Below are 23817 nucleotides of genomic sequence, written 5' to 3' on the forward strand. Positions count from 1 at the left end.
CCCCCGATGGGAGGAGACAGCCCATGGCGAAGAAAGCTCCCCGCCGCACCGCCGAGCGCATCCTGGAGTCCAGCCTGGCGCTGTTCAACCGCTTTGGCGAGCCCAACGTCTCCACCACGGCCATCGCCGCGGACCTGCACATCAGCGCAGGCAACCTCTATTACCACTACCCCGCCAAGGACGAGATCGTCAACGCGCTCTTCGCGCGCTACGACGAAGCGCTGAGCGGCCTGCTGCACGCGGGTGCGGACGTGCAGGACGTGGAGGACGCGTGGTTCTTCATGCACACGCTGTTCGAGTTGATCTGGCAGTACCGCTTCTTCTACCGCGACCTGAACAACCTGCTGTCGTGCAACCGCCGGCTGGAAGAGCAATTCCCCGTGCTGCTACAGGCCAAGACCGCCGCCATGCACGATCTGCTGCAGGCACTGCGGCGCCGTGGGGCCTTGCAGATGGAACCGGCGGACGCCATGCAGCCTACCGCGACCAGCATGGTGGTGGTGCTGACCTACTGGCTCAGCTTCGAGTATGTGCGCGCCCCGCGCCAGGCGCTGGAACCCGAGAGCGCGCAGGCTGCGCTGCTGCACGGCGCGCGGCATGTGCTGGGGCTGCTCATGCCCTACCTGGAGCCCACCCAGCGTGCGCACCTGGCGCGGCTGGTCGGGGCCTACGACTAGGCCGCTTAACACCCGCGCTGGCGGGCCGTGTCAGGCCGGCGGCTCGGCAAACCGGCGCGCCGCGATCTCCAGCAGGCCGTCAAAGATCAGGTTTTCCACCAACTCGAACGGGCGCGTCATGCTTGGCGCCATCTTCCAGCCCGCGCCACCGGTCATCATGCAGGCGGGTTCCTGCCCGCAGTGCTGCCGCAGGTGCTGGTACATGCGCTCCACCGCACCGGCAATGGCATAGGTGCCGCCGCTGGTCAGCGCATCGCTGGTGTTGGATGGGAACAGGCGCACCTCGCCCGTGGGCACGTGCAGCCCCGCGGTGCCGGACTCCAGCGCGCGCAGCATGATGCCGTGGCCGGGCAGGATCAGGCCGCCCAGGAAGCGGCCCTCCGCGTCCAGGGCCTCCACCGTCACGGCGGTGCCCACCATCACCACGATCAGCGGCCGCGCGGGCCCCTGGGCCAGCAGGCGGTGGCGCGCACCGATCATGGCCACCCAGCGGTCCGCGCCCAGGCGGGTGGGATGGTCGTAGCCGTTGATGACGCCGGCTTCCTGCGGGGACGACACCACCCAGCGCGCGGGCACGTCCCACAGCTCCATCTGCTCGGCCACGCGGCGCTTGACCGCGTCGCCCGCCACCACGCAGCCCAGCATGTGCCGGGGCGCGGGCAGGTGGGACCACGGGCCCTCGGCCAGGCGTTCGATATGGTCCAGGAATTCAGCGCCATGGGCCAGCAGGCCGGCACCGGGCTGCGCTGCGTCGAACAACGCCCACTTGAGACGGGTGTTGCCCACGTCGATGGCCAGGAAAGTCATGGCGCGGATTATCCGTTTTTTGCCTTTGCCTCCCGCAGAGCGCCGCAAATGCACGCGCTGCCGCCGGCGCGGGCGTTTTTCCGACATGGCGGTGCCGGACAGTACGGCTATAGTGGTCCCGACCGTTTCTGCAACCCCCAGAAGGAGAGAAAGCCATGGGTCTTTTCAGTTTCATCAAGGAAGCCGGCGAGAAGCTGTTTGGCGGCAAGGACGCGCAGGCTTCCACAGCCGCCGCGCCCACGCAGGCCGAGCTCAACGACAAGGCCGGCAAGGCGATCGAGGCCTACATCGCGTCGCAGAACCTGGGCGTGAGCGACGTGCAGGTCCACTTCGAAGGCCCCGAGGGCAAGGTGACGGTGAAGGGCACCGCACCTACGCAGGCGGCTAAGGAAAAGGTCACCCTCTGCTGCGGCAACGTGGCCAGCGTGACCAGCGTGGACAACCAGATGAGCGTGACCAACCCCGAGCCCGAAGCGCAGTACCACGATGTGGTGCGCGGCGACACGCTGAGCGCCATCGCCAAGAAGTTCTATGGCGACGCCAACAAGTACCCGGTGATCTTCGAGGCCAACAAGCCCATGCTGACCCACCCCGACAAGATCTACCCCGGCCAGAAGCTGCGCATTCCGCCGCTGGCCAAGTAAGCCCCGGCAATCTCAAGCCAAAACGGCTGCCAGCGCTTGCACATCAAGCGCTGGCAGCTATTTTTTTGAGAGCAAAAAACTGCAGCAACCCGCTCAGCCCTGCCGCCACGGCAGGCCGCGAAAGCGCCAGCCGCTGCGCCGGTTGCGCTGGCCGTTCTCGTCCGGCTCGCCCTCGAAGCCCTCCAGAATGTTGTAGGCCGTGATGCCCAGCTCGGTCGCGCGCCGCGCCGCGGCCACAGAGCGCACGCCGCTGCGGCACAGCAGCACCGCCGTGCCGCCGGGCGGCACTGCCGCGCGCAGCTGTGCGTCGAAATCGGCATTGGGTTGCATGCCGGGCCATTGCTTCCAGGCCGCGGCCACGGCGCCGGGCACGAAGCCCACCCAGTCGCGCTCGGCATCGGTGCGCACGTCCACCAGCACCGCCTGGCCGGCGCGCACCCATTGCCACGCCAGCGGCGGGCTCACGTCGCCGGCGTAGCCCTCGGCGGGCAGAGGTTGCTCAGAAGCGTGGAGGTCGGGCGTGGGTGTGTTCATGGCGGCCATTCTGGCAGACCATGGCCGCCGCGCGCCCATCAGTCCCAGGGCGGCGCGGGCTGCTCGCGCAGGCTGCGGCGCAGCGCGGCGTAGTCGGGCACCACGGTGGCCACGGTGTCCCAGAAGCGCGGGCTGTGGTCCATCACGCGCAGGTGCGACAGCTCGTGCGCGACCACGTAGTCGATGATGGCCGGGCGGTAGTGCATGAGCCGCCAGTTCAGCCGGATGGAGCCGTCGGCCCGCGCGCTGCCCCAGCGGGTGTTGGCGCTGGACAGGCGCAGCCGCGTCCAGCGCACATCCAGCAGCGGCGCGAAGTGGTGCAGCCGCTCGGTGAAGCAGCGGCGCGCATCGCGCATCAGCCAGGCCTGCACCGCGTCGCGCACCTGGGCGGGCGCGGCGCTGCGCGCCAGGGCGATGCGCAGCGCGCGACCGATTGCGCCGCCCTGCTCCTCGAGCGCTCCACCGCGCGCGGCGAAGCCGTGCGTGGGGTCCAGCACCACGGTGAGCGGCTCGCCCAGGTAGGGCAGCACGGCGCCGTCGCCCCAGACGATGCGCGCGCGCTCTTCCTGCTGGCGGCGCGCCTGCTGCTCGCCAAGCTTGCGCAGGATCCACGGCGCCTTGTCGCGCAGCGCGGCATCCACGCCCGCCAGCGTGACCCAGGAGGGCGCGCGCACGGACAGGCCTTCGGGCCCCACGGTAAAGCCGATGGAGCGCCGGCGCGCACGCTGCAGCGCATAGGCCACCACCGCGTCGCCCAGCAGCACCTCGCGGCTGGCCGCCGGGTGGCGGAACACGGCAGGCGTGAGCAGATCGCCCAGCGGCGGCGCTGGCGCTACTAATAAAGGAGCTTCTGGCGCTTGCTGGACGGGCGCCATCGCCCGTTTCGGCTGTGGCACCCCGGAATCCGGGCTGCTCCCGCCGCCCAGGAAGTCCAGCGCCAGCTGCACCAGCCGCTGCATGTCAGCCGGCGGCGGGGGGGTAGGCGTCGGGGTCCAGGCGGCGCATCTCGCCCTCGATCCAGGCCTCGACCTCGCGCATCAACTCGTCAGGCTTGCGCCCCTCGGTGGGGATGGGCCGGCCGACGGACACGTGCACCACCCCCGGGCGCTTGATGAAGGCCTTGCGTGGCCAGACCGTGGCCGAGGTCACGGCAATCGGCACCACGGGCACGCCGGCATCGATGGCCAGGCGCGTGCCGCCGCTCTTGTACTCGCCCTTGGCGCCGCGCTCGACGCGCGTGCCCTCGGGAAACATGATGACCCAGGTGCCCTTGGACAGCAGGCGGCGGCCCTGCTGCAGCACCTTGGCAAAGGCGCGGGCGCGCTGGCCACGGTCGATGTGGATCATGTCCAGGCTGCCGATGGACCAGCCGAAGAACGGCACGGAAAGCAGTTCCTTCTTGAACACGTAGGCCAGCGGGTGCGGCATGATCGCCGGCATCAGGAAGGTCTCATAGGTGGACTGGTGCTTGACCAGCAGCACCGCGCCCTGCTGCTCGCCCTGGGGCAGGTGCTCCATGCCGGTGATCTGCGTGCGGATGCCCAGCAGCCAGCGCGCCGAGTCGATGCACAGCTTCAGCCAGGCGCGCGCCACGCGGTAGCGCGCCGCCGGGCTGCCGCCCAGCACACGCACCAGCAGGATGCCCAGGGTGTAGGGGACTACGGTGACGACCATCACCAGCAAATGAAGAATGGAGCGGATCAGTGCCATGAAGCAGTTTTCAGTGTTTTTGGCTTCTAGCGCCCATGCAGTAAGCGCCAGCAGCTATCAATTCAATAGTTTTCGCATCACAGGGCCACGGGCAGGCTGGCGCCGTTCTGCGGGGCGATGAAATCCGCCAGCGCGCCCAGGCTGGCATGGGCGCGCGTGCCGGCGGGCCAGCCGGGCGGCAGGCTCTGGCGCGGGTCCAGGTGGGCCGAGCGACCGGTGCAGACCATGTGCAGTTGCGCGCCCAGCTCGCTCGCCGCCTGCAGGTGGGCCGCACTGCTGCCCGCCACCAGAATTTCCTGCCCCTCCGCGCCGTAGCGATCGCGGATCTGCTCCATCAGGCCCGGAGCGGGCTTGCGGCAGTGGCATTGCTCGCTCTCGGTGTGAGGGCAGTAGAACACCGCGTCGATGCGCCCACCCAGCGTGGCCAGCTGCCGGTGCATCTTCGCGTGGATGGCCACCAGGGTCTGCGCATCGAAGAGGCCGCGGCCCAGGCCCGGCTGGTTGGTGGCCACCACCACATGCCAGCCCGCGTGGTTCAGCCGCGCCACGGCCTCCAGCGCGCCAGGCACCGGCACCCATTCGTCGGGCGAAGCGATGAAGCCATCGCCCAGCGCGTTGAGCGTTCCGTCTCGGTCCAGGATGGCGAGTTTCATGGCGCGATTATCAAAGCAACGCTGCCGCGCCGCCCGCGTCCGCCGTCACCGGCGTAACGGTCCAGGCCCCACAGCCGCGCACGGTCACACCGCCAGGCGCGAGAGGTCGGCCACGCGGTTCATCGCCATGTGCAGCTTCTTGAGCAGGCCCTGGCGGTTCAGGCGCAACGCCAGTTCCTCGGCATTGACCATCACGTCGTCGAAGAACGCGTCCACGGGCGCGCGCAGCACGGCCAGGGTTTGCAGGCTGGCGGTGTAGTCGCCGCTGTCGAACTGGGCGTTGGCCTCGGGCACGAAGCGCTGCAGCGCGGCGTACAGGTCCTTCTCGGCGGGCTCCTGCAGCAGTTCCTCATTCACGTGCGGATCCACCTCGCCGGCCTTCTTCAGGATGTTGGTCACGCGCTTGTTGGCAGCGGCCAGCGCGGGCGCTTCTTCCAGTTGGGTGAAAGCACGCACGGCCTCCAACTGGCGGGGCACCAGGGCCAGGCGCTGCGGGCGCAGGGCGATGACGGCGTCCACCTCCTGGGCGCTGTAGCCCTGCTCGCGCAGGGAGCCAGCCAGGCGGTCGTAGATGAAGTCGGCCAACTGGGCGCTGGTGTCCTCGATCTTATCGCCGAAAGCCGGCACGGCGCTGGCCAGCAGCGCATCCAGATCCAGCGGCAGCTCCTTCTCGACCAGCATGCGGATCACGCCCAGCGCATGGCGGCGCAGCGCAAACGGGTCGCGGTCGCCCGTGGGCAGGTTGCCAATGCCGAACATGCCCACCAGCGTCTCCAGCTTGTCGGCCAGCGCGACGACCACGCCCACGTTCTCGCGCGGCAGCGCGTCGCCGGCAAAGCGGGGCTTGTAATGGTCCTCGATGGCATGCGCCACCTCGTCGGGCAGGCCGTCGCTCACCGCGTAGTAGCCGCCCATGATGCCCTGCAGCTCGGGGAACTCGCCCACCATGTCGGTGACCAGGTCGGTCTTGGCCAGCAGCGCGGCGTTGTCCACGCAGGACAGCAGATAGTCCTGGGCGATCTCGCCTTCCTGGGAGTCCAGCGCCGCGTTGCCTTGCGCAAGCGCCGTGAACAGCTGCGTGGCGATGGCCTTGGCGATATGGCGCACGCGCTCCACGCGTTCGCCCTGCGTGCCCAGCTTGTTGTGGTAGACCACCTTGGCCAGCTGGTCCACGCGGCTGACCAGGGTCTTCTTGCGGTCCTGATCGAAGAAAAACTTGGCATCCGCCAGGCGCGGGCGCACCACGCGCTCGTTGCCCTGGATGACGGCGCTGGCGTCCTGCGGGCTGATGTTGCTCACCACCAGGAACTGGTGGGTGAGCTTGCCCTCGGCATCCAGCAGCGGGAAGTACTTCTGGTTGGCCTTCATGGTGAGGATCAGGCACTCCTGCGGCACGGCGAGGAACTCCTTCTCGAATTCGCAGACCAGCACGTTCGGACGCTCGACCAGCGCCGTTACTTCGTCCAGCAGGGCGGCGTCTTCGATCGGCCGCACGCCACCGCCTACACGGTCGGCGGCCGCCTGCAGCTGGCGCGCGATCTCGGCGCGGCGCTCGGCAAAGCTAGCAATCACCGCGCCTTCGCTGCGCAGTTGCTCGGCGTAGCTGTCGGCGCTCTGGATCACGACCGGGTCCACGGAGGCCTCGAAGCGGTGGCCGTGCGTGGTGTTGCCGGCCGTCAGGCCCAGGGCCTGCACGCCGACGAGCACCTGCGTGCCGTGGAGCGCCACCAGGCCGTGGGCCGGGCGCACGAAATGCACGCTGGTCCAACCGTCCTGCAGCTGGTAGCGCATCACCTTCGGGATCGGCAGCTTGGCAATGGCTTCGTCCAGCGCCTTCTGCAGGCCGTCGGCCAGCAGCGCGCCCTTGGCCATGCTTTCAAAGAACAGCACCTCGGCCTTGCCATCGTGCACGCGCTTGAGCTGCGGCACGCTGGCGGCGTCGGCGCCCAGCGCGGTCAGCTTCTTGAGCAGCGCCGGCGTGGGCTGGCCGCTCGCATCCAGACCCACGGCCACGGGCATGAGCTTTTGCGACACCGCCTTGTCGGCCGCGGCGGGCAGCACTTCGGTGATGTGCGCCGCCAGCCGGCGCGGCGAGGCAAAGGCGGTGAGCTGCGAATGTGCCGAGGTCAGGCCTTGCGCCTGCAGTTGCTCCAGCAGCACGCCCGCGAAGGCATCGCCGAGCTTTTGCAACGCCTTCGGGGGCAGTTCTTCGACAAACAGTTCGACAAGAAGATTCTGGTGATTCATGGTGTGTTTCTCGCTGCGCGGCGCGTGCGCTCAGGCGGCCTTCTTGTTCTGTTGTTCCGCGGCCTTGGCCAGCTCGGCCAGCACCTCGTCGGCATGCGCCTTGGGCGCCATGGGGAAGCCCAGGCGCGCACGGCTGTCCAGGTAGGCCTTGGCCACGGCGCGCGCCAGGTTGCGGATGCGGCCGATGTAGGCGGCGCGCTCGGTCACGGAGATCGCCCCGCGCGCATCCAGCAGGTTGAACGTGTGCGCCGCCTTGAGCACCTGCTCGTAGGCCGGCAGCGCGAGCTGCTCGCCCATCAGGTGGTTGGCCTGCTTTTCATGGGCGCCGAAGGCGGTGAAGAGGAACTCGGCGTCGGAATGCTCGAAGTTGTAGGTGGACTGCTCCACCTCGTTCTGGTGGTACACGTCGCCATAGGTCAATTTCGCGCCATTCGGGCCCTCGGTCCAGGTCAGGTTGTAGACGTTGTCCACGCCCTGCAGGTACATGGCCAGGCGCTCCAGGCCGTAGGTGATCTCGCCCGTGGCGGGCTTGCAGTCGATGCCGCCGACCTGCTGGAAATAGGTGAACTGCGTCACCTCCATGCCGTTGAGCCACACCTCCCAGCCCAGGCCCCAGGCGCCCAGCGTGGGGTTCTCCCAGTCATCTTCCACGAAGCGGATGTCGTTCTTCTTGAGGTCAAAGCCCAGGGCTTCGAGCGAGCCCAGGTACAGCTCGAGGATGTTGTCGGGCGCGGGCTTGAGCACCACTTGGTACTGGTAGTAATGCTGCAGGCGGTTGGGGTTCTCGCCATAGCGGCCGTCCTTGGGGCGGCGGCTGGGCTGCACGTAGGCGGCCTTCCAGGGCTCCGGGCCCAGAGCTCTCAAAAACGTAGCTGTATGCGACGTACCGGCGCCCACTTCCATGTCATAGGGCTGCAAGAGTGCGCAACCCTGGTCGGCCCAGTAGGACTGCAGTTTGAGGATGATTTGTTGGAATGTCAGCATGGCTGTGTGTCTGAGAGAGCGGGCGCGCTCGCACGCGCGAACCGGCAATTTTAGGCGTCCAAGCAAAACGGGGGCCGCAGCCCCCGTCGTACCTGGCCCGAGGCCGTCACTGGCCTTGCCAGCGGCGCAGCACCAGGCTGGCGTTGGTGCCGCCAAAGCCAAAGCTGTTGGACAGCACGTGGGTCAACTGCGCGTCGCGCGTGTGGGTCACCAGCGGCATGGAGCCCAGCAGCGGGTCGGGTGTCTCCACGTTGGCCGAACCGGCGATGAAGCCCTTGTTCAGCATGATCAGGCAGTAGATCGCTTCCTGCACGCCGGTGGCGCCCAGCGAATGGCCGGTGAGCGACTTGGTGCTGGAGAACGGCGGCACGGCCTCGCCGAACACCGCCTGCATGGCACGCACTTCCTGCATGTCGCCCACAGGCGTGGAGGTGCCGTGGGTGTTGATGTAGTCGATGGGCGCGCCCAGTCCTTCCATGGCCTGCTGCATGCAGGCGATGGCGCCGTCGCCCGACGGGGCCACCATGTCCTCACCGTCGCTCGTGGCGCCAAAGCCCACGACCTCACCCAGGATGGTGGCGCCGCGTGCCAGTGCATGCTCCAGGCTTTCCAGCACCACGGCACCGCCGCCGCCGGCGATCACGAAGCCGTCGCGGTTGGCGTCATAGGCGCGCGAGGCCTTCTCGGGCGTGGCGTTGTACTTGCTGGACATGGCGCCCATGCCGTCGAACAGCAGCGACATGCCCCAGGACAGCTCTTCGCCGCCGCCGGCAAACATCACGTCCTGCAGGCCCCAGGCGATCTGCTGCGCCGCCGCGCCGATGCAGTGCGCCGACGTGGAGCAGGCCGAGGTAATGGAATAGTTGATGCCCTTGACCTTGAAGTTGGTCGCGAGGCACGCCGAGACGGTGGAGCTCATGCAGCGCGTGACCTGGTAGGGTCCCACGCGGCGGATGCCCTTTTCGCGCAGCGTGTCGGCCGCCTCGATCTGGTTGGCGGGAGAGCCGCCGCCCGAGCCCATGATGAGGCCGGTGCGCGGGTGGCTGACCTGTTCGGGGGTGAGGCCGGCCTGCTGGATGGCGTCTTCCAGGGCAATCTGCGCATAGGCCGCGGCGTCGCCCATGAAGCGCAGCTGCTTGCGGTCGATGCGCGCCTCGACGTCGATCTCAGGCACGCCCGCCACCTGGCTGCGCAGGCCCAGCTCGGTGAACTGGGGCACGGCCTTGATGCCGGAGCGGCTGGCGCGCAGCGCCTCCTCCACGGTCTGCAGATCGTTGCCAATGCACGAGACGATGCCCGCGCCCGTGATCACCACCCGTTTCTTGGTCATGCTGCGCTTCCCTGTGCGTCGCCTTCGCGCAGGAACAGACCCACGCGCAGGTCGTTGGCCACGTAGATTTCCTTGCCGTCGGCCAGCAGGCGTGCATCGCCGATGGCCATGTTGAGTTTGCGCTTGATGACGCGCTTGATGTCGATTTCGTAGGTCACGAGCTTCACGTCCGGGCCCACCTCGCCGGTGAACTTGACCTCGCCCGCGCCGAGCGCGCGGCCACGGCCCGGCAGGCGCAGCCAGGTGAGATAGAAGCCGATGAGCTGCCACATGGCATCCAACCCCAGACAGCCGGGCATGACCGGGTCACCCTGGAAATGGCAGGCGAAGAACCACAGGTCGGGCTTGACGTCGAGTTCGGCCACGATCTTTCCCAGGCCATGCGCGCCGCCGTCGGTGTCGATGTGCGTGATGCGATCGAACATCAGCATGGGGGGCAGGGGCAGGCGCCCGCTGTCCGGACCGAACAACCGGCCCTCGCCCGAGGCGATGAGTTGTTCGTACGAGAAGGAATCAGCCATTGTCAATCGTGCTCCAGACGGCCCGTGCCGTCGCGGTAGGTGGTTGTCGTTGATGCAAAAAAATCAGCGCGCGGCCCGCGGCCACGGGCGGCGAAGGCCCTCTATTATCCTGGCTCGCGCGCGCTCTGGCCTGTAACCGTGCCCCGGGAAAGCCCGCTGGCTACCGCGCCGGGATGATCTGGATCAATTTCCAGCCCGCGCCCGCCCTGTGCGCCCGCGCAGGCACCAGGCCAGCCCCGCCACTGCAAACCCGAGCGCCCACAGGGGCCAAAGCCCCCAGCGCGCCACCCACCGGGCGTACGGCGTGGCGGCGCCACCACGCCCCTGCACCTGGGCGCGCAGCACGCCGCGCTGATAAGCCGGCATGCGGTGCGTGACCTGCCCGCGGTGGTCGATCACCGCCGTGGCGCCGGTGTTGGTGGCACGCACCATGGGACGCTCGAACTCCAGCGCGCGCAGACGGCTGATGGCCAGGTGCTGGTCCACCGCCACGGTGTTGCCGAACCAGCCGATGTTGCTCAGGTTCACGAGGATGGTCGGGCTGCTCGCCGGGTCGAGAAAGCGCACGCCGATCTCCTCGCCGAACAAGTCCTCGTAGCAGATATTGGGCGCTATGCGCTCACCGGCCCACGCCAGCGACGGCTGACCCACCGCGCCGCGGTTGAAGTCGCCCAGGGGGATGTTCATCATCTCGGTGAACCAGCGGAAGAACGGCGGGATGAACTCGCCGAACGGCACCAGGTGGTGCTTGTCGTAGCGGTAGGGCTGCGACTGCTCTGGCGCAAAGCCCAGCACCGAGTTGGTATAGCCCTCTTCCAGGCTGCCCAGCGGGATGCCCAGCAGCAGCGCCTGGCCGCCCGCGGCATAGCGCTCGGCCATGCCCTCCAAATAGCCGGGCACCAGCTGCTGCGGCAACAGGGGGATGGCCGTCTCGGGCGCCACCACCAGGCTGGCCTTGGCCGCGTGGATCTGGTCGTAATACCACTGCAGCGCCATCGGCACGCCACTGCCGGGCTGGAACTTCTCGTCCTGCGGGATGTTGCCCTGCAGCAGCGCCAGTGACAGCGGCGCATGCACGGGCGGCGGGGCACCGCAGCCCTCCACGGCGCAGTGGCGCTGCCAAGCGGCCCCTGCCCCCACGGCCGTGAGCGCGAGGACCAGCGCCCAGGCACGTGCGTTGCGCAGGTCGGCGCGGCGCGCCTGCGCCAGCAACATGGCCAAGAGCGCCGCCGCGGCACCGATGCCGTACACGCCCACGCTGCGCGCCAGCGCGGCCAGGGGCCCCTGCACATGCGCGTAGCCGCCTGCGCCCCACGGAAAGCCGGTCCACCATTGGCCGCGTGCCAATTCCGCCAACAACCACAGCGCAGCAAAAACGATAGCTGCCAGCGCTCTATGGACGGGCGCTAGAGCCCAAAAACATGCAGAAACCGCTGCGTAATAACTGCCGAGGAACGCCGCCAGCCCCAGCACCGCCAGCACGGCCAGCGGCGCGGCCAGTCCCCCATACGTGTGCATGGAGATGAACAGCCACCAGAACGTGCCCGCGAGCCACGCCGTGGCGAACACCCAGCCCAGCAGGCCGGCCCGGCGCGTACCGCCGGCGCCCAGTAGCACATGCGCCCACAAGGCCAGCGACAGGATCTGCAGCCACCACAGCGGCTGCCCGCCCCAGGGCCAGGCCAGCGATGCGGCCTGCGCCAGCCCGGCCACCAGTGCCAGCACCCAGGGCAACGGGCCGCGGCGCGGTGCGTGCGCGGCCAGGGGCGGTGCGACGGCCATCAGCGTTCGGACTCGGGCGTGCCCGCCGCCGGTGCGACCTTGAACCAGCGCACCGACCCGCCCTTGGTGTGCATCACCACAAACTGCAGGCCGCCGAGCACCACGGACTCTCCCTTGCGCGGCATGCGGCCCAGCTCATGCGCGATCAGGCCGCCGATGGTGTCAAAGCTCTCATCGGGGTCGCTGCCCTGCAGCGCCACGCCGAAGGCCTCGGCCACGCGCTCCACGGGCGTGTCGCCGCTCACGCGGAAGGTGCGGTCGGCCAGGCCGAAGATGTCGCCCTCGTCCTCGGGGATATCGAACTCGTCCTCGATCTCGCCCACGATCTGCTCGATCACGTCCTCGAACGTCACCAGACCGGCGATGCGGCCGAACTCGTCGATGGCGATGGCCATGTGGTTGCGCGTGTTGCGGAACTCCCGCCCCAGGTCATGCAGGCCCTTGCTCTCGGGCACGAACAGCGCCGGGCGCACCAGCGTGCGCACGTTCAGCCCCGGCGAGCGCCAGAGCTTGAGCAGATCCTTGGCCAGCAGGATGCCGATGATGTTGTCGCGCTCGCCCTGGTACACCGGAAAGCGCGAGTGCGCGGTGTGCAGCACCTGGTGCATGAGCTCGTCCACCGGCGCGTCGATGTCCAGCATGTCCATGCGTGGCGCGGGCACCAGCACGTCGCCCGCGGTCATCTCGGCCATGCGCAGCACGCGCTCCAGCATCACCCGCGCATCGGCGTTGATGACGTCGTTGTCCTCGGCCTCGGCCAGCGTGGCGATGAGCTCGGCCGTCGAGTCCGGCCCGGGGTTGATGAACTCGACGAGGCGCTGCAGGAACGTGCGCTTGTCCTCCTTGTCGGAGGCGCGCGCAGGGTGGGGGTCGGACACGGGGACGGGTGCAGGTTGTGCAGAGAGTGGATCAGCCCCCAAGGATAGCGGATCGCCCCGCGCACCCGCGGGGCACGCCGGGGGCGCGCCTGCCTACTCGGCGGCCTGGTGGCGGCCGTCGCGCACGCCCTGGCGGATTTCCTGCAGGTCGGCCAGGAAACGCCAGAACTGCCGCGCCTGCTTCTTGAGCTGGTAGTCCACTTCGCCGAAATGCTCGGCCATGATCTCGGACACGCGCGTGTCGAAGCGCGCGGGCGGCAGCTGCAAGTAGGCCTCGGACTCGGATCCGTCGCGGCGCACCGTGGCGCCGGCATTGCGCGCGATCTTGAGCATGGCCGTGTTCTCGGTGAGCGCGTGGATGAACATCATGCTCACGCCGCGGTTGCGCGCCAGCATCACCGCGCGCTCGAACAGCCGCGCGCCGTAGCCGCGCCCGCGCGCCGTGGCCGAGACCGAGACGCCGAACTCGGCGCAGCTTTCGTACTCGCCCGATGGCGCAAACGCCACATGGGCCATGGCGATCAACTCCAGGCGGCGGTTGAAGATGCCGAACACCTCGTCGCGCGAGAAGTCCAGCAACTCGGCGTAGCGGCGCACCTGGTCGTCGTTGGCGGCGTAGCCAAAGCGCAGGTAGCGGTCGCGCGGCTCCAGGCGCAGCAGGTGGGCGGCAATGCGCTCGCGGTGCTGCGGGCCGAGCGAACGGATGGGCACCATCACAGTGTTCATGGCAAAACCTCGGTGGAAGCGTCCCCCGGCGGTGGGGCGCAGCATTTGTCGCCCTGCGTTCCAGGAAGCGCGAAGCCAGTCTTTGGTTGAAAGCATGATGCGGCCAATTCTAGGGTTTTCCCTAGGAATCTGGGGCGCACATGCTGCAATGCAACAAAAAAGTGGGGGAAATCAGATCCAAGGGAAAAATGGCCTCTAGCCCTTACCCAGTATGCGCAAGCAGCTATCAATACAGGACTTCCTCTGTCCGCCACGCGACTGCCGTGCCTTTTTTATCTACACCGGCAGGGCGGTAGTAGCCTTGACCCGGTCCAGCACGAAGCTGGTCTTGCAGTCCTGCACGCTGGGGTGCTTGAGCAGCGTGTCCATGATGAAGCGGCTGTAGTGCGCCATGTCGGCCACCACCACGCGCAGCAGGTAGTCCATCTCGCCGGTGAGCGACGCGCACTCCACCACCTCAGGCCAGGTCTGCACGCTGGCGCGGAAGAGGTCCATCGGGTTGCGCTTGTGGCTCTCGGTGTGCTTTTCCAGGCGCACGTTCAGGTAGGCGGTCAGTCCCAGGCCCACGCGCTCGGGGCGTACCAGAGCCACGTAGCGGTCAATCACGCCCTCTTCCTCCAGCCGCTTGGCGCGGCGCAACACGGCGCTGGGCGACAGGCCCACCTGTTCGCCGATCACGTCATAGGTTTCGTGGCCGTTGTCCTGCAGGCGGCGCAGGATGGCACGGTCCAGCTTGTCGAGGGCGGGGGTGCGTTCGCTCATGGCGGCGGATTCTAGGCAAGCGCCGCACGAGACGCACCCGCGTGTTCCCTAACGCGAAATGGCTGCACATCGCATTGACGTTGCGCAACATTCCTGCATATCCACACTCAAACCCGTGCGCATTCGCCAGAAACATGAGCCCCGCCCCTCCTACAGTGAAGCGACACACCCTAAGGAGACTGACGATGACTGCCGCCCTGCCCCTTCGCGCCACCCACGACGCCGACGCCTGGGAGAACCCCATGGGCCTGATGGGCTTCGAGTTCGTGGAGTTCACCTCGCCCACCCCGGGGCTGCTGGAAGCGGTGTTCGAGAAGCTGGGCTTTACGCTCGTGGCGCGCCACCGGTCCAAGGACGTGCTGCTGTACCGGCAGAACCAGATCAACTTCATCCTGAACCGCGAGCCGGCCAGCCAGGCCGCGTACTTTGGCGCCGAACACGGCCCCTCGGCCTGCGGGCTGGCCTTTCGCGTGAAGGATTCGCACCAGGCCTACCGGCGTGCGCTGGAGCTGGGCGCCCAGCCGATCGAGATCCCCACCGGCCCCATGGAACTGCGCCTGCCGGCCATCAAGGGCATTGGCGGCGCGCCGCTGTACCTGATCGACCGCTTCGAGGACGGCAAGTCCATCTACGACATCGACTTCGACTTCCTGCCCGGCGTGGACCGACGCCCGGTGGGGCACGGCCTGAACGAGATCGACCACCTCACGCACAACGTGTACCGCGGCCGCATGGGATTCTGGGCCAATTTCTACGAAAAGCTCTTCAACTTCCGCGAGATCCGCTACTTCGACATCCAGGGCGAGTACACGGGCCTGACGTCGAAGGCCATGACCGCGCCGGACGGCAAGATCCGCATCCCGCTGAACGAAGAGGCCAAGCAGGGCGGCGGGCAGATCGAGGAGTTCCTCATGCAGTTCAACGGCGAGGGCATCCAGCACATCGCGCTGATCTGCGACTCGCTCGTCGAGGTGGTGGACAAGCTGGGGCTGGCGGGCGTGCCCCTGGCCCCGGCGCCCAACGACATCTATTACGACATGCTGGACACCCGCCTGCCGGGTCACGGCCAGAACGTGGCGGAACTGCAGGCGCGCGGCATCCTGCTGGACGGCACCACGGCCGACGGCACGCCCCGTCTGCTGCTGCAGATCTTCTCCACGCCCATGCTGGGGCCGGTGTTCTTTGAGTTCATCGAACGCCAGGGCAACTACCGCGAGGGTTTCGGCGAAGGCAACTTCAAGGCGCTGTTCGAATCGCTGGAGCGTGACCAGATCCGGCGCGGCGTCCTGCAGACCCAGGCGTGAGCCCTGGGCGCGGCCCGCCATGGAATGACGCACTGCAACAACGGCTTTCTATACTGAGCGCCCTTCAAAGAGACTCGGGAGAAATTCAATGTTGCGTCGCCGTCAATTGGTGGGTTCCCTTGCGCTGTGCATGGCTTGCGCCGTACAGGCACAGAACGCATCCGCCCCCATGACCATCGTGGTGCCCTACGCGGCCGGAGGCCCGCTCGATAAGAGCGCGCGCATCCTGGCCGAAGGGGCACAGGCCCAACTCGGGCCCATCCAGGTGCAGAACAAGCCGGGCGCCGGCGGCAACCTCGGCGCAGACACGGTGGCCAAGGCGCCCAAGAGCGGCAACCTGCTGGTGATGGGTGCGGTCGCCACCCATGCCGTGAACCCCTGGCTGTACAAGAATTTCCCCTACAACCCGGTCAAGGATTTCACGCCCATCGTGCTCGTCGCCCGCACACCGAACGTGCTGGTGATGAGCGCCGAACGGGCCAAGGCGTTGGATATCAGCACCACCACCGATCTCGTGAAGTACATGAAGGCCCACCCGGACCAGCTCAAGTACGGCTCGGGCGGCAACGGCAGCATCGGCCACATCGCCGGGGAGATGTTCAAGTCGCTCACCAACACGCGCATGCCCCATGCGCCCTTCCAGGGCGCGGGTCCGGCGCTCAAGGCGCTGCAGGACGGCGGGGTGGACATCGTTTTCGACAACCTGGCGTCGTCGCTGCCGCTGATCCAGGGCGGCAAGCTCAAGGCGCTGGGCGTGACATCGCTGGGCAGCGACGACGCCCTGCCCCACGTGCCCAGCATCAACAGCGAGGTGCCCGGCTTCAACGTGTCCACCTGGTTCGGGCTGTTTGCCCCCGCCACGCTGCCCGCCGCCGATGCACAGAAATACGCCACGGCGTTCTCGAAAGCCATGCACTCGCCGGCCGGCAAGGCGCAGTTCCAGAAGATGGGCCTGACGCCCGAAGAACTCACGCTGGGCGGCTTCGGCAGCTTCGTGCGCTCGGAACTGGGCAAGTACGAATTCCTCATCAAGGCCGCCAAGATCCACATCGACTGAACGCCGTCCTGCACTCCCGCCCGCCGGCCCACACCAGGCCGGCGGTGCACGACGACGGCGTGGTTCCAACAAGGAGACAAGCACCATGGGACAAGCCCCCGTCGTCTACGGACAATCCAGCCGCCCGCCGCGCGGCGACTATTCGCGTGCGCAGGAGGATTACACCTGCGCGCAGAACTTCGCGGCCTACACCGCCACCGACCACGACACCTACCACCGCCTGTACCAGCGCCAGTCGGCCCAGCTGCAGGGCCTGGCGAGCGAGGCCTTCATCCAGGCCCTGCCGCTGCTGGGCGCCAAGGAGCGCATCCCGCGCTTCGATGACGTGAACGAACGCCTGTACCGCGCCACGCGCTGGGAGCTGGTGGCCGTTCCGGGACTGATCCCCGAGGTGCCGTTCTTCTCGCTGCTGGCGAACCGCAAATTCCCGGTCACCGACTGGATCCGCACGCCCCAGGAGTTCGACTACATCGTCGAGCCCGACGTGTTCCACGACCTGTTCGGCCACGTGCCGCTGCTGTTCAACCCGGTGTTTGCCGACTATGTGCAGCGCTATGGCGAAGGAGGCCTGAAAGCGGCGGGACTGGGCGCCTGCGAGATGCTGTCGCGGCTGTACTGGTACACGATCGAGTTCGGCCTGATCCGCGAGCAAGGCGGGCTGCGCGCCTATGGCGCGGGCATCCTCAGCTCGCGCGGCGAACTGCCCTACGCCGTGCACAGTCCCGAGCCGCAGCGCCTGCCACTGGAGCTGGAACGCACCATGCGCACGCGCTACAAGATCGACACCTACCAGCAGACCTACTTCGTGATCGACAGCTTCGAGCAGCTGTTCGAACTCACGGCGCAGGATTTCGCGCCGATCTACGAACGGCTGCGCGGCCAGCCCGAGTTCGCGGCCGATGCGCGCGAGCCGCTCCCGGCCTGAAGCGCGTCGCCGACACGCTCAGGGCTGCTCGAGCAGCGCCAGGCAGTCCTGCAGCACGCGCGGGTGGAACGCCATCTCGACGTGCGCCACCCCCTCGATGAAGCGGTTGTCCGCGCCCTGCAGCATTGCGGCCGCGGGCGGATAGACCACGTTGTCGCAGTTGGAGTACCAGCACACGAAGGCCGCGGCGCGTGCCGGCGGCTCGTCTTGACCCAACTGGCGCACCCAGGGGCCGTGCAACCGCATCTGCCGGCCATTGGTGCTGCGTGCGCCGCGCGCGGGCCAGGTGCCGTGGTGCGGCGATCCCAGCGTGACGATGCGGTGCACGCGCTGCTCGCTGCCCGGCACGGCGCGCAGCCAGGCGCGTGCGGCCAGACCGCCCATGCTGTGGCCCACGATCAGCGGCGACCGCCCAGTGGCCTCGGCCACGCTGCGCACGGCATCGTCGATGGTGCGGCAGTAATCGTCGATGGAGCCGAAGGCGGGCTCCAGCGTCACGGCCACGAAGGCATGGCCGCGCGCACGCAGCAGCGCCAGCCAGGGCGTCCAGAACCCTCGGTTGCACAGGAAGCCGTGCACCAGCACCACGCCGCGCGGGCCGGGCACGTCCGACGCGCGCGGTGGCAGCCAGTCCGCCACGGCCTGGTGGCGGAACGGCTGCCACCAACCGAAGACCAGGCTGGCCCAGCGTGACTCGGCCCACCATGCGCGCAGCAGCTGCCCGGCGCGCGGACGCGGCGTCGCATCCCCCCGGCAAACCCAGGCCATCAAGAAAAATTGCGGCGCCATGCCCAGGCGGAACATCAGCGGGACCGCGGCCACGCCCGCCAGCGCCAGCGCCAGCGAACGGGCCCAGAACCAGGCCATCCAGCCCGCGATCAACAGCAGATGCACGGCCACCGCCCAGCGTTGCCAACGCGCGTTCGTCATGAAGCTCCCTTGTGGTGGTTGTGGTGTGTCGCTTGGGTGACCTCTGCGGCATCCGGACTAGGACAAGCCCGGTATGGCGCGTGCAAGGCCACTTCCACAATCGGTGCGATCTTGCCCCATACCGCAACGAGGACCCTTGCATGGAACGAATCTGGCTCAAGAACTACCCCGCTGGCGTGCCGCACGACGTGGATGCCGATGCCTACCCCTCGGTGGCGCAGATGCTGGAGGAGTCCTTCCACCGCCACGCCGACAGCCCGTTCTCGGTGTGCATGGACCGGTGGATGAGCTACCGCGAACTCGACCGCCTGTCGGCCCGGCTCGGCGCGTGGCTGCAAGGCCAGGGCCTCGCACCCGGTGCGCGCGTGGCCATCATGCTGCCCAACGTGCCGCAGTTCGCGGTGACCATGGCCGCGGTGCTGCGCGCGGGCTACACCTGCGTGAATGTGAACCCGCTGTACACCGCGCGCGAGCTGGAGCACCAGCTCAAGGACTCGGGCGCCACGGCCATCGTCATCCTGGAGAACTTCGCGCACACGCTGGCCGAGGTGATCGACCACACGGCCGTGCAGCATGTGGTGATCGCCTCCATGGGCGACCTGCTGGGCGCCTGGTACGGACGCTGGATCACCTTTGCCGTGCGCCACCTGGCCAAGATGGTGCCCGCGTACGAGCTGCCCCTGACGGGCGGGCGCCAAGTGATCAGTTTCAAGCGCGCGCTGGCCCTGGGCGAGCGGCGCACGCTGACCCCGGCGCGCGTCGCGCCCGACACGCCGGCCTTCCTGCAGTACACGGGCGGCACCACGGGCCTGTCCAAAGGCGCAGTGCTCACCCAGCGCAACATCGTCGCCGCGACGCTGCAGGCCGAGGCCTGGTTCACCCCCGCGCTGGGCAAGATCGGCGACCTGAGCCGCGCCAACAGCATTGCCGCGCTGCCTCTGTACCACATCTTCGCGCTCACGCTGTGCCTGCTGGCCATCCGCCAGGGCTCACGCCTGACGCTGATCCCGAACCCGCGGGACATCCCCAAGTTCGTGGAGGTGCTGAAGAAGCGCCCCTTCCACATGCTGCCCGCCGTGAACACGCTGTTCAACGCACTGCTGCAGAACCCGCAGTTCCGCCATCTGGATTTCTCGCAGCTGTGCGTGGCGCAGGCCGGCGGCATGGCCGCGACCGAGGCCACGGCCCAGCAGTGGAAGGCCGTGACGGGCGCCACCATGATCGAAGGCTGGGGCATGAGCGAGACCTGCGCCATCGGCACCAACAACCCGGTGAACAGCACTGCCTTCAGCGGCAGCATCGGCCTGCCGCTGCCGGGCATCGACATCGCCATCAAGGACGACGCAGGCGCGAGCCTGCCCATCGGCTCGGCGGGCGAAATCTGCATCAAGGGCCCCAACGTGATGCCCGGCTACTACAACCAGCCCGAGGAAAATGCCAAGGCCTTCACGCCCGACGGCTTCATGCGCACGGGCGACATCGGCGTGATGGACGAGGAGGGCTACACCCGCATCATCGACCGCAAGAAGGACATGATCCTGGTGAGCGGCTTCAACGTCTTCCCCAACGAACTGGAGCAGGTGGTGGCCCTGTGCCCGGGCGTGCTGGAATGCGCCGCCGTGGGCGTGGCCGACGACAAGCAGGGCGAAGCCATCAAGGTGTTCGTGGTGCGCAGCGACCCCTCGCTGACCGAGGACGACGTGGTGCGCTACTGCCATGAACACCTGACCGGCTACAAGCGGCCAAAATACATCGAATTCCGCGACGAACTGCCCAAGACCAACGTGGGCAAGATCCTGCGACGGGAGCTGCGCGACGGCAAGTGATGCCGCGCTCCGGTTACTCCAATTTTCATAGCTGATGCCGCTTATTCCACCTGCCCTACCGCCGGAAATCATTGTCATCGAGCGCGGCTGGCTGTCGGCCAACAACGTGCTGCTGTTGGGGCGCGACTCCACGGCGCTGGTGGACAGCGGCTACTGCGCCCACGCGCCGCAAACCGTGGCGCTGGTGGAGTCGGCGCTGGACGGGCGTGTGCTGGACCAGTTGCTCAATACCCACCTGCACAGCGACCATTGCGGCGGCAATGCCGCGCTGCAGGCGCGCTGGCCGCAGCTTGCCACCCGCATCCCCCCGGGGCAGTGGGCACAGGTGCAGGACTGGGACCCGGTGGCGCTGAGCTACGTGCCCACCGGCCAGGAGTGCCCGCGCTTTCGTGCCGACGGCGTGCTGCCCCCCGGCACCGAGGTGCAGCTGGGCGACCGCGCGTGGCAGGTGCACGCAGCCCCGGGGCATGACACCCATGCCGTGGTGCTGTTCGAGCCGCACGCCCGCGTGCTGATCTCGGGCGACGCGCTCTGGGAGAACGGCTTCGGCGTGGTGTTCCCCGAACTGGACGGCGAGCAGGCTTTTGCCGAGGTGGGCGCCACGCTGGACCTGATCGAGCGGCTGGACCCGCTCACCGTGATCCCCGGCCACGGCAGCGTGTTTGGCGACGTGCCCGCCGCGCTGGCGCGGGCGCGGCGCCGGCTGGCGGGTTTCGAGGCCGACCCGGTCAAACACGCACGCCACGCGGCCAAGGTGCTGCTCAAGTACAAGCTGCTGGAATGGCAGCAGGCGCCGCTGGCGCAAGTGCATGCCTGGTTGGCGGCCACACCGTACTTCGGCCTGCTGCACCAGCGACACTTTGCGCAGCAGACCGCATCCGTCTGGGCCGAGCAGCTGATGCAGGAACTGGTGGACGCCGGCGCGGCCCGGCGCGAGGGCGGCGCGCTGCTCAACGCCTGATCGCCCTGCCGCCGTGTGCCATCCGGTAACGGGGCACGCGCCAGCATTGGCCGAATGCTTGCCGCGCTGGGCGGGACTTCGCGCGCCCAACCGTGTGTTTGTTGTCAAACCACCACAAAACACCACTGCTGCTGACGTTTCCGCCACTGTGGGTGAGAGATTTTTGCACTTATTGACGCAAACGAGATTGATTCGCAACAATAATCCCTAGCGAATAATTCCAACCTCTCGTTTCCAGCAATGCCCTCCTCCTCCCCTCTCAAGAAGCCCAAGAGCCTGCGCATGGCCGCAGCCCTGCTGCCTCTGAGCGCCATCGCCCAGGTGCAGCCTACGCCCGCCCCCGTCACCACGCTGCCCACGGTGACGGTGCAGGAGCAGGCCATCGATCCCAACCCCAACGCCGAGGTCGGCGCGCCCTACAAGGCCAAGACCTCCGCCGACACGCGCCACACCCGCCCGCTGGCCGAGACGCCGCAGACCATCCAAGTGGTCACCGGCGAGGCCATCCGCGACTCCGGCGCCACCGACCTCAAGCAGATCCTGGCCGCGCAGCCCGGCATCACCCTGGGCACGGGCGAAAACGGCAACGCCTTTGGCGACCGCTACATCATCCGCGGCCAGGAGGCGCGCTCGGACGTGTTCGTGGACGGCCTGCGCGACCCCGGCATGACCACGCGCGAGAGCTTTGCCATCGAGCAGGTGGAAGTCACCAAGGGCCCCAACTCCAGCTTCGCGGGCCGCGGCTCGGCGGGCGGCGCGGTGAACGCCGTGACCAAGCAGGCCACGCTGGACTATGACTTCACGCGCGTGTCCGCTGGCGTGGGCACCGACAGCCACCACCGCGTGACGCTGGACATGAACAAGGGCTTCACCGACAAGTTCGCCCTGCGCGCCAACGCCCTGACCTCGGGCGAGGACGTGCCGGGCCGCAGCCCCTCGCAGCGCCGCCGCGACGGCCTGGCGCTGTCGGGCCTGTGGGAGCTGAACCAAGACCTGTCCGTCACGCTGGACTACTACGGCCTGCGCGCCAAGGACAAGCATCCCGACCTGGGCGGCTACCTCGTGGGCACGGTGCCCAACCGCCGCCCCGCCACGGGTGTGCCGGTCTATGCGCAGAACAGCGACTTCCTGAATTCCGACGTGGACACGGTCACCGCGCGCATCGCCTACCGCTTTGCGCCCGACCTCAAACTCACCAGCCTGACGCGATACGGCCAGTCGGACAACCGCTACGCCACCACGGGAGCCTCCAACGGCACGGTGCTGGACGCGGCCAACAACCCGATCGGCACGGCCGGCGTGCTGGACGGCGGCCACACCGGCTGGCAGGACGTGAAATATTTCGCGCACCAGAGCAACCTGCGCTGGGACAAGCAGATCGGCAGCCTCAAGCATGAATTCATCTTCGGCTTCGAATACACCGACCACAAGGTGAAGTCCGGCAACTACGGCGTGACCAACACCGGCGCCACCAACTGCCGCGTTTCGGGCCGCAACGGCCCGCAGGCCGGCTGGTGCATCACTGATCTGAACGGCAACCCCGTGAGCAACCTGGGCGACCTGGCCGGCCGCAGCTACGAACGCCGCAGTTGGACACGCGACTGGCGCGTGAAGACCTTCGCGCTGTCGGCCATGGACACGGTGGACCTGACCGACCAGTGGACCGTGTTCGGCGGCCTGCGCGCCGACCACTACGACCTGTCGCTGGACACCCGCAACAACCAGACGGGCGCGATCACGGGCAACTACGGCTTCAACGACACACTGCTCAACGGCCACCTGGGTGTGAGCTACAAGATCAACCCCATGGGTATGGTCTATGCAAGCTACGGCACGGCGCAGGACATCAACGGCGGCGAACCCGACACCGGCACGAGCAGCGGCTACGGCGGCCTGGTGATCCACAACGGCAGCGCCGCCGGCGCCAAGCCCGAGACCTCGCAGAACATCGAGCTGGGCACCAAGTGGAACCTGCTGGACGACAAGCTGCTGGCCACCGCCGCCGTGTTCCAGACCACCAAGGACGACGTGATGGAGGGCGCCAACTACGACACTGAAGGCACCTTCAATACCGGCAAGAACCGCGTGCGCGGCATCGAACTGGGCCTGGCCGGCAATCTCACCAAGAACTTCCAGCTGCAAGCCGGAGCGGCGATCATGAAATCCAAGGTGCTGCGCTCGGCCGTGGCGTCCAACGTGGGCAACCCGCTGTCCAACTTCGCCGACCGCTCCTTCACCGTACAGGGCAAGTACCAGCTCACGCGCGACTTCTCCTTCGGCGCCGTGGCGCGCTACGAGGGCAGCCGCTGCGGCGGCCAGCCCGACACCGGCGCCGGCTACACCAACGGCATGTGCTCGCAGCCGGTGCCCTCGTTCAGCGTGTACGACCTGTTCGCGTCCTACCGCATCAACAAGCACGCCGACCTGCGCCTGAACGTGCTGAACGTGACCGACAAGGACTACTACACCGCCGTGTACCGCTCGGGCGCCTTCCTGTACAAGGGCGACGGCCGCGCAGTGCGCCTGACGCTGAACCTGGACTTGTAATCAAATAGGCTG

The 23817-nt window shown here is 67.9% G+C and carries 22 protein-coding genes; 8 read left to right on the plus strand and 14 right to left on the minus strand.

From position 1 onward, the window contains the following. Positions 1-23: 23 nt before the first annotated feature. Positions 24-677: a TetR/AcrR family transcriptional regulator gene (locus MRB47_RS17690; RefSeq protein WP_011803994.1), complete on the plus strand. Its 654-nt coding sequence runs from the start codon at positions 24-26 to the stop codon at positions 675-677. Between the two features lie 30 nt (positions 678-707). Here MRB47_RS17690 and MRB47_RS17695 read toward each other — a convergent pair whose 3' ends face one another. After that, a complete protein-coding gene (locus MRB47_RS17695; protein WP_252101349.1) occupies positions 708-1484 on the minus strand; it encodes a type III pantothenate kinase in 777 nt (258 codons plus the stop codon). 155 nt (positions 1485-1639) lie between these two features. Between MRB47_RS17695 and lysM the strand changes: the two genes are divergently transcribed. Then, entirely contained in the window at positions 1640-2128 is a 489-nt protein-coding gene (gene lysM / locus MRB47_RS17700; protein ID WP_047350082.1) for a peptidoglycan-binding protein LysM, read from the plus strand. Positions 2129-2221: 93 nt separating this feature from the next. Here lysM and MRB47_RS17705 read toward each other — a convergent pair whose 3' ends face one another. From MRB47_RS17705 to MRB47_RS17760, 12 genes are all read right to left on the minus strand, one after another. Further along, the gene (locus tag MRB47_RS17705) at positions 2222-2671 is read right to left on the minus strand and encodes a rhodanese-like domain-containing protein (RefSeq protein WP_370567729.1); all 450 of its coding nucleotides are present in this window, start codon (positions 2669-2671) and stop codon (positions 2222-2224) included. 29 nt (positions 2672-2700) lie between these two features. Further along, the gene (locus MRB47_RS17710; protein WP_252101350.1) at positions 2701-3621 is read right to left on the minus strand and encodes a M48 family metallopeptidase; all 921 of its coding nucleotides are present in this window, start codon (positions 3619-3621) and stop codon (positions 2701-2703) included. Position 3622: 1 nt separating this feature from the next. Continuing rightward, positions 3623-4372 (minus strand): lysophospholipid acyltransferase family protein, encoded by a 750-nt coding sequence (locus MRB47_RS17715; protein ID WP_103738549.1) that lies wholly within the window; start codon positions 4370-4372, stop codon positions 3623-3625. Between the two features lie 77 nt (positions 4373-4449). Beyond that, positions 4450-5025, minus strand: coding sequence for a D-glycero-beta-D-manno-heptose 1,7-bisphosphate 7-phosphatase (gmhB, locus tag MRB47_RS17720; protein ID WP_012655568.1), 576 nt, complete (start codon positions 5023-5025; stop codon positions 4450-4452). Positions 5026-5109: 84 nt separating this feature from the next. Beyond that, positions 5110-7272, minus strand: coding sequence for a glycine--tRNA ligase subunit beta (gene glyS, locus MRB47_RS17725; protein ID WP_252101351.1), 2163 nt, complete (start codon positions 7270-7272; stop codon positions 5110-5112). A 30-nt stretch (positions 7273-7302) separates the two neighbouring features. Continuing rightward, positions 7303-8256 (minus strand): glycine--tRNA ligase subunit alpha, encoded by a 954-nt coding sequence (gene glyQ / locus MRB47_RS17730; protein WP_011803986.1) that lies wholly within the window; start codon positions 8254-8256, stop codon positions 7303-7305. Positions 8257-8362: 106 nt separating this feature from the next. Next, positions 8363-9586 carry a beta-ketoacyl-ACP synthase I gene (fabB, locus tag MRB47_RS17735; protein ID WP_103738547.1) on the minus strand — a complete coding sequence of 408 codons (1224 nt, stop codon included), beginning with the start codon at positions 9584-9586 and terminating at the stop codon, positions 8363-8365. Beyond that, positions 9583-10107 (minus strand): bifunctional 3-hydroxydecanoyl-ACP dehydratase/trans-2-decenoyl-ACP isomerase, encoded by a 525-nt coding sequence (fabA, locus tag MRB47_RS17740; protein WP_012655566.1) that lies wholly within the window; start codon positions 10105-10107, stop codon positions 9583-9585. Before fabA ends, fabB begins: the two co-directional genes overlap by 4 nt. Before the next feature lie 183 nt (positions 10108-10290). After that, positions 10291-11889 (minus strand): apolipoprotein N-acyltransferase, encoded by a 1599-nt coding sequence (gene lnt, locus MRB47_RS17745; protein WP_252101352.1) that lies wholly within the window; start codon positions 11887-11889, stop codon positions 10291-10293. Further along, positions 11889-12767, minus strand: a complete 879-nt coding sequence (locus MRB47_RS17750; RefSeq protein WP_012655564.1) for an HlyC/CorC family transporter — start codon at positions 12765-12767, stop codon at positions 11889-11891. Before MRB47_RS17750 ends, lnt begins: the two co-directional genes overlap by 1 nt. A 93-nt stretch (positions 12768-12860) precedes the next feature. Continuing rightward, positions 12861-13589 (minus strand): GNAT family N-acetyltransferase, encoded by a 729-nt coding sequence (locus tag MRB47_RS17755; RefSeq protein ID WP_041838783.1) that lies wholly within the window; start codon positions 13587-13589, stop codon positions 12861-12863. Between the two features lie 180 nt (positions 13590-13769). Further along, on the minus strand, positions 13770-14255 hold the full coding sequence (locus tag MRB47_RS17760) for an Lrp/AsnC family transcriptional regulator (RefSeq protein WP_252101353.1): 486 nt from the start codon (positions 14253-14255) through the stop codon (positions 13770-13772). Positions 14256-14440: 185 nt separating this feature from the next. Between MRB47_RS17760 and hppD the strand changes: the two genes are divergently transcribed. From hppD to phhA, 3 genes are all read left to right on the plus strand, one after another. After that, positions 14441-15559, plus strand: a complete 1119-nt coding sequence (gene hppD, locus MRB47_RS17765; RefSeq protein ID WP_047350074.1) for a 4-hydroxyphenylpyruvate dioxygenase — start codon at positions 14441-14443, stop codon at positions 15557-15559. A gap of 88 nt (positions 15560-15647) precedes the next feature. Next, the gene (locus MRB47_RS17770) at positions 15648-16616 is read left to right on the plus strand and encodes a Bug family tripartite tricarboxylate transporter substrate binding protein (RefSeq protein ID WP_172205772.1); all 969 of its coding nucleotides are present in this window, start codon (positions 15648-15650) and stop codon (positions 16614-16616) included. A gap of 85 nt (positions 16617-16701) precedes the next feature. Further along, the gene (gene phhA / locus MRB47_RS17775; RefSeq protein WP_252101354.1) at positions 16702-17541 is read left to right on the plus strand and encodes a phenylalanine 4-monooxygenase; all 840 of its coding nucleotides are present in this window, start codon (positions 16702-16704) and stop codon (positions 17539-17541) included. Between the two features lie 18 nt (positions 17542-17559). On the opposite strand, the gene MRB47_RS17780 is transcribed toward phhA, so the two are convergent. Then, positions 17560-18471: an esterase/lipase family protein gene (locus MRB47_RS17780; protein ID WP_252101355.1), complete on the minus strand. Its 912-nt coding sequence runs from the start codon at positions 18469-18471 to the stop codon at positions 17560-17562. 140 nt (positions 18472-18611) lie between these two features. On the opposite strand from MRB47_RS17780, the gene MRB47_RS17785 reads away from it, so the two are divergent. The 3 genes from MRB47_RS17785 to MRB47_RS17795 all read left to right on the plus strand — a co-directional run bounded on the left by MRB47_RS17785 (position 18612) and on the right by MRB47_RS17795 (position 23805). Then, the gene (locus MRB47_RS17785) at positions 18612-20297 is read left to right on the plus strand and encodes an AMP-binding protein (protein ID WP_047350070.1); all 1686 of its coding nucleotides are present in this window, start codon (positions 18612-18614) and stop codon (positions 20295-20297) included. A 34-nt stretch (positions 20298-20331) separates the two neighbouring features. Next, positions 20332-21258, plus strand: coding sequence for an MBL fold metallo-hydrolase (locus tag MRB47_RS17790; protein ID WP_252101356.1), 927 nt, complete (start codon positions 20332-20334; stop codon positions 21256-21258). A gap of 240 nt (positions 21259-21498) precedes the next feature. Continuing rightward, positions 21499-23805, plus strand: a complete 2307-nt coding sequence (locus tag MRB47_RS17795) for a TonB-dependent receptor (protein ID WP_252101357.1) — start codon at positions 21499-21501, stop codon at positions 23803-23805. Positions 23806-23817 lie beyond the last annotated feature (12 nt).

The sequence above is a fragment of the Diaphorobacter sp. LI3 genome (assembly GCF_022807955.1).
GTDB classification, from domain to species: domain Bacteria; phylum Pseudomonadota; class Gammaproteobacteria; order Burkholderiales; family Burkholderiaceae_C; genus Diaphorobacter; species Diaphorobacter nitroreducens.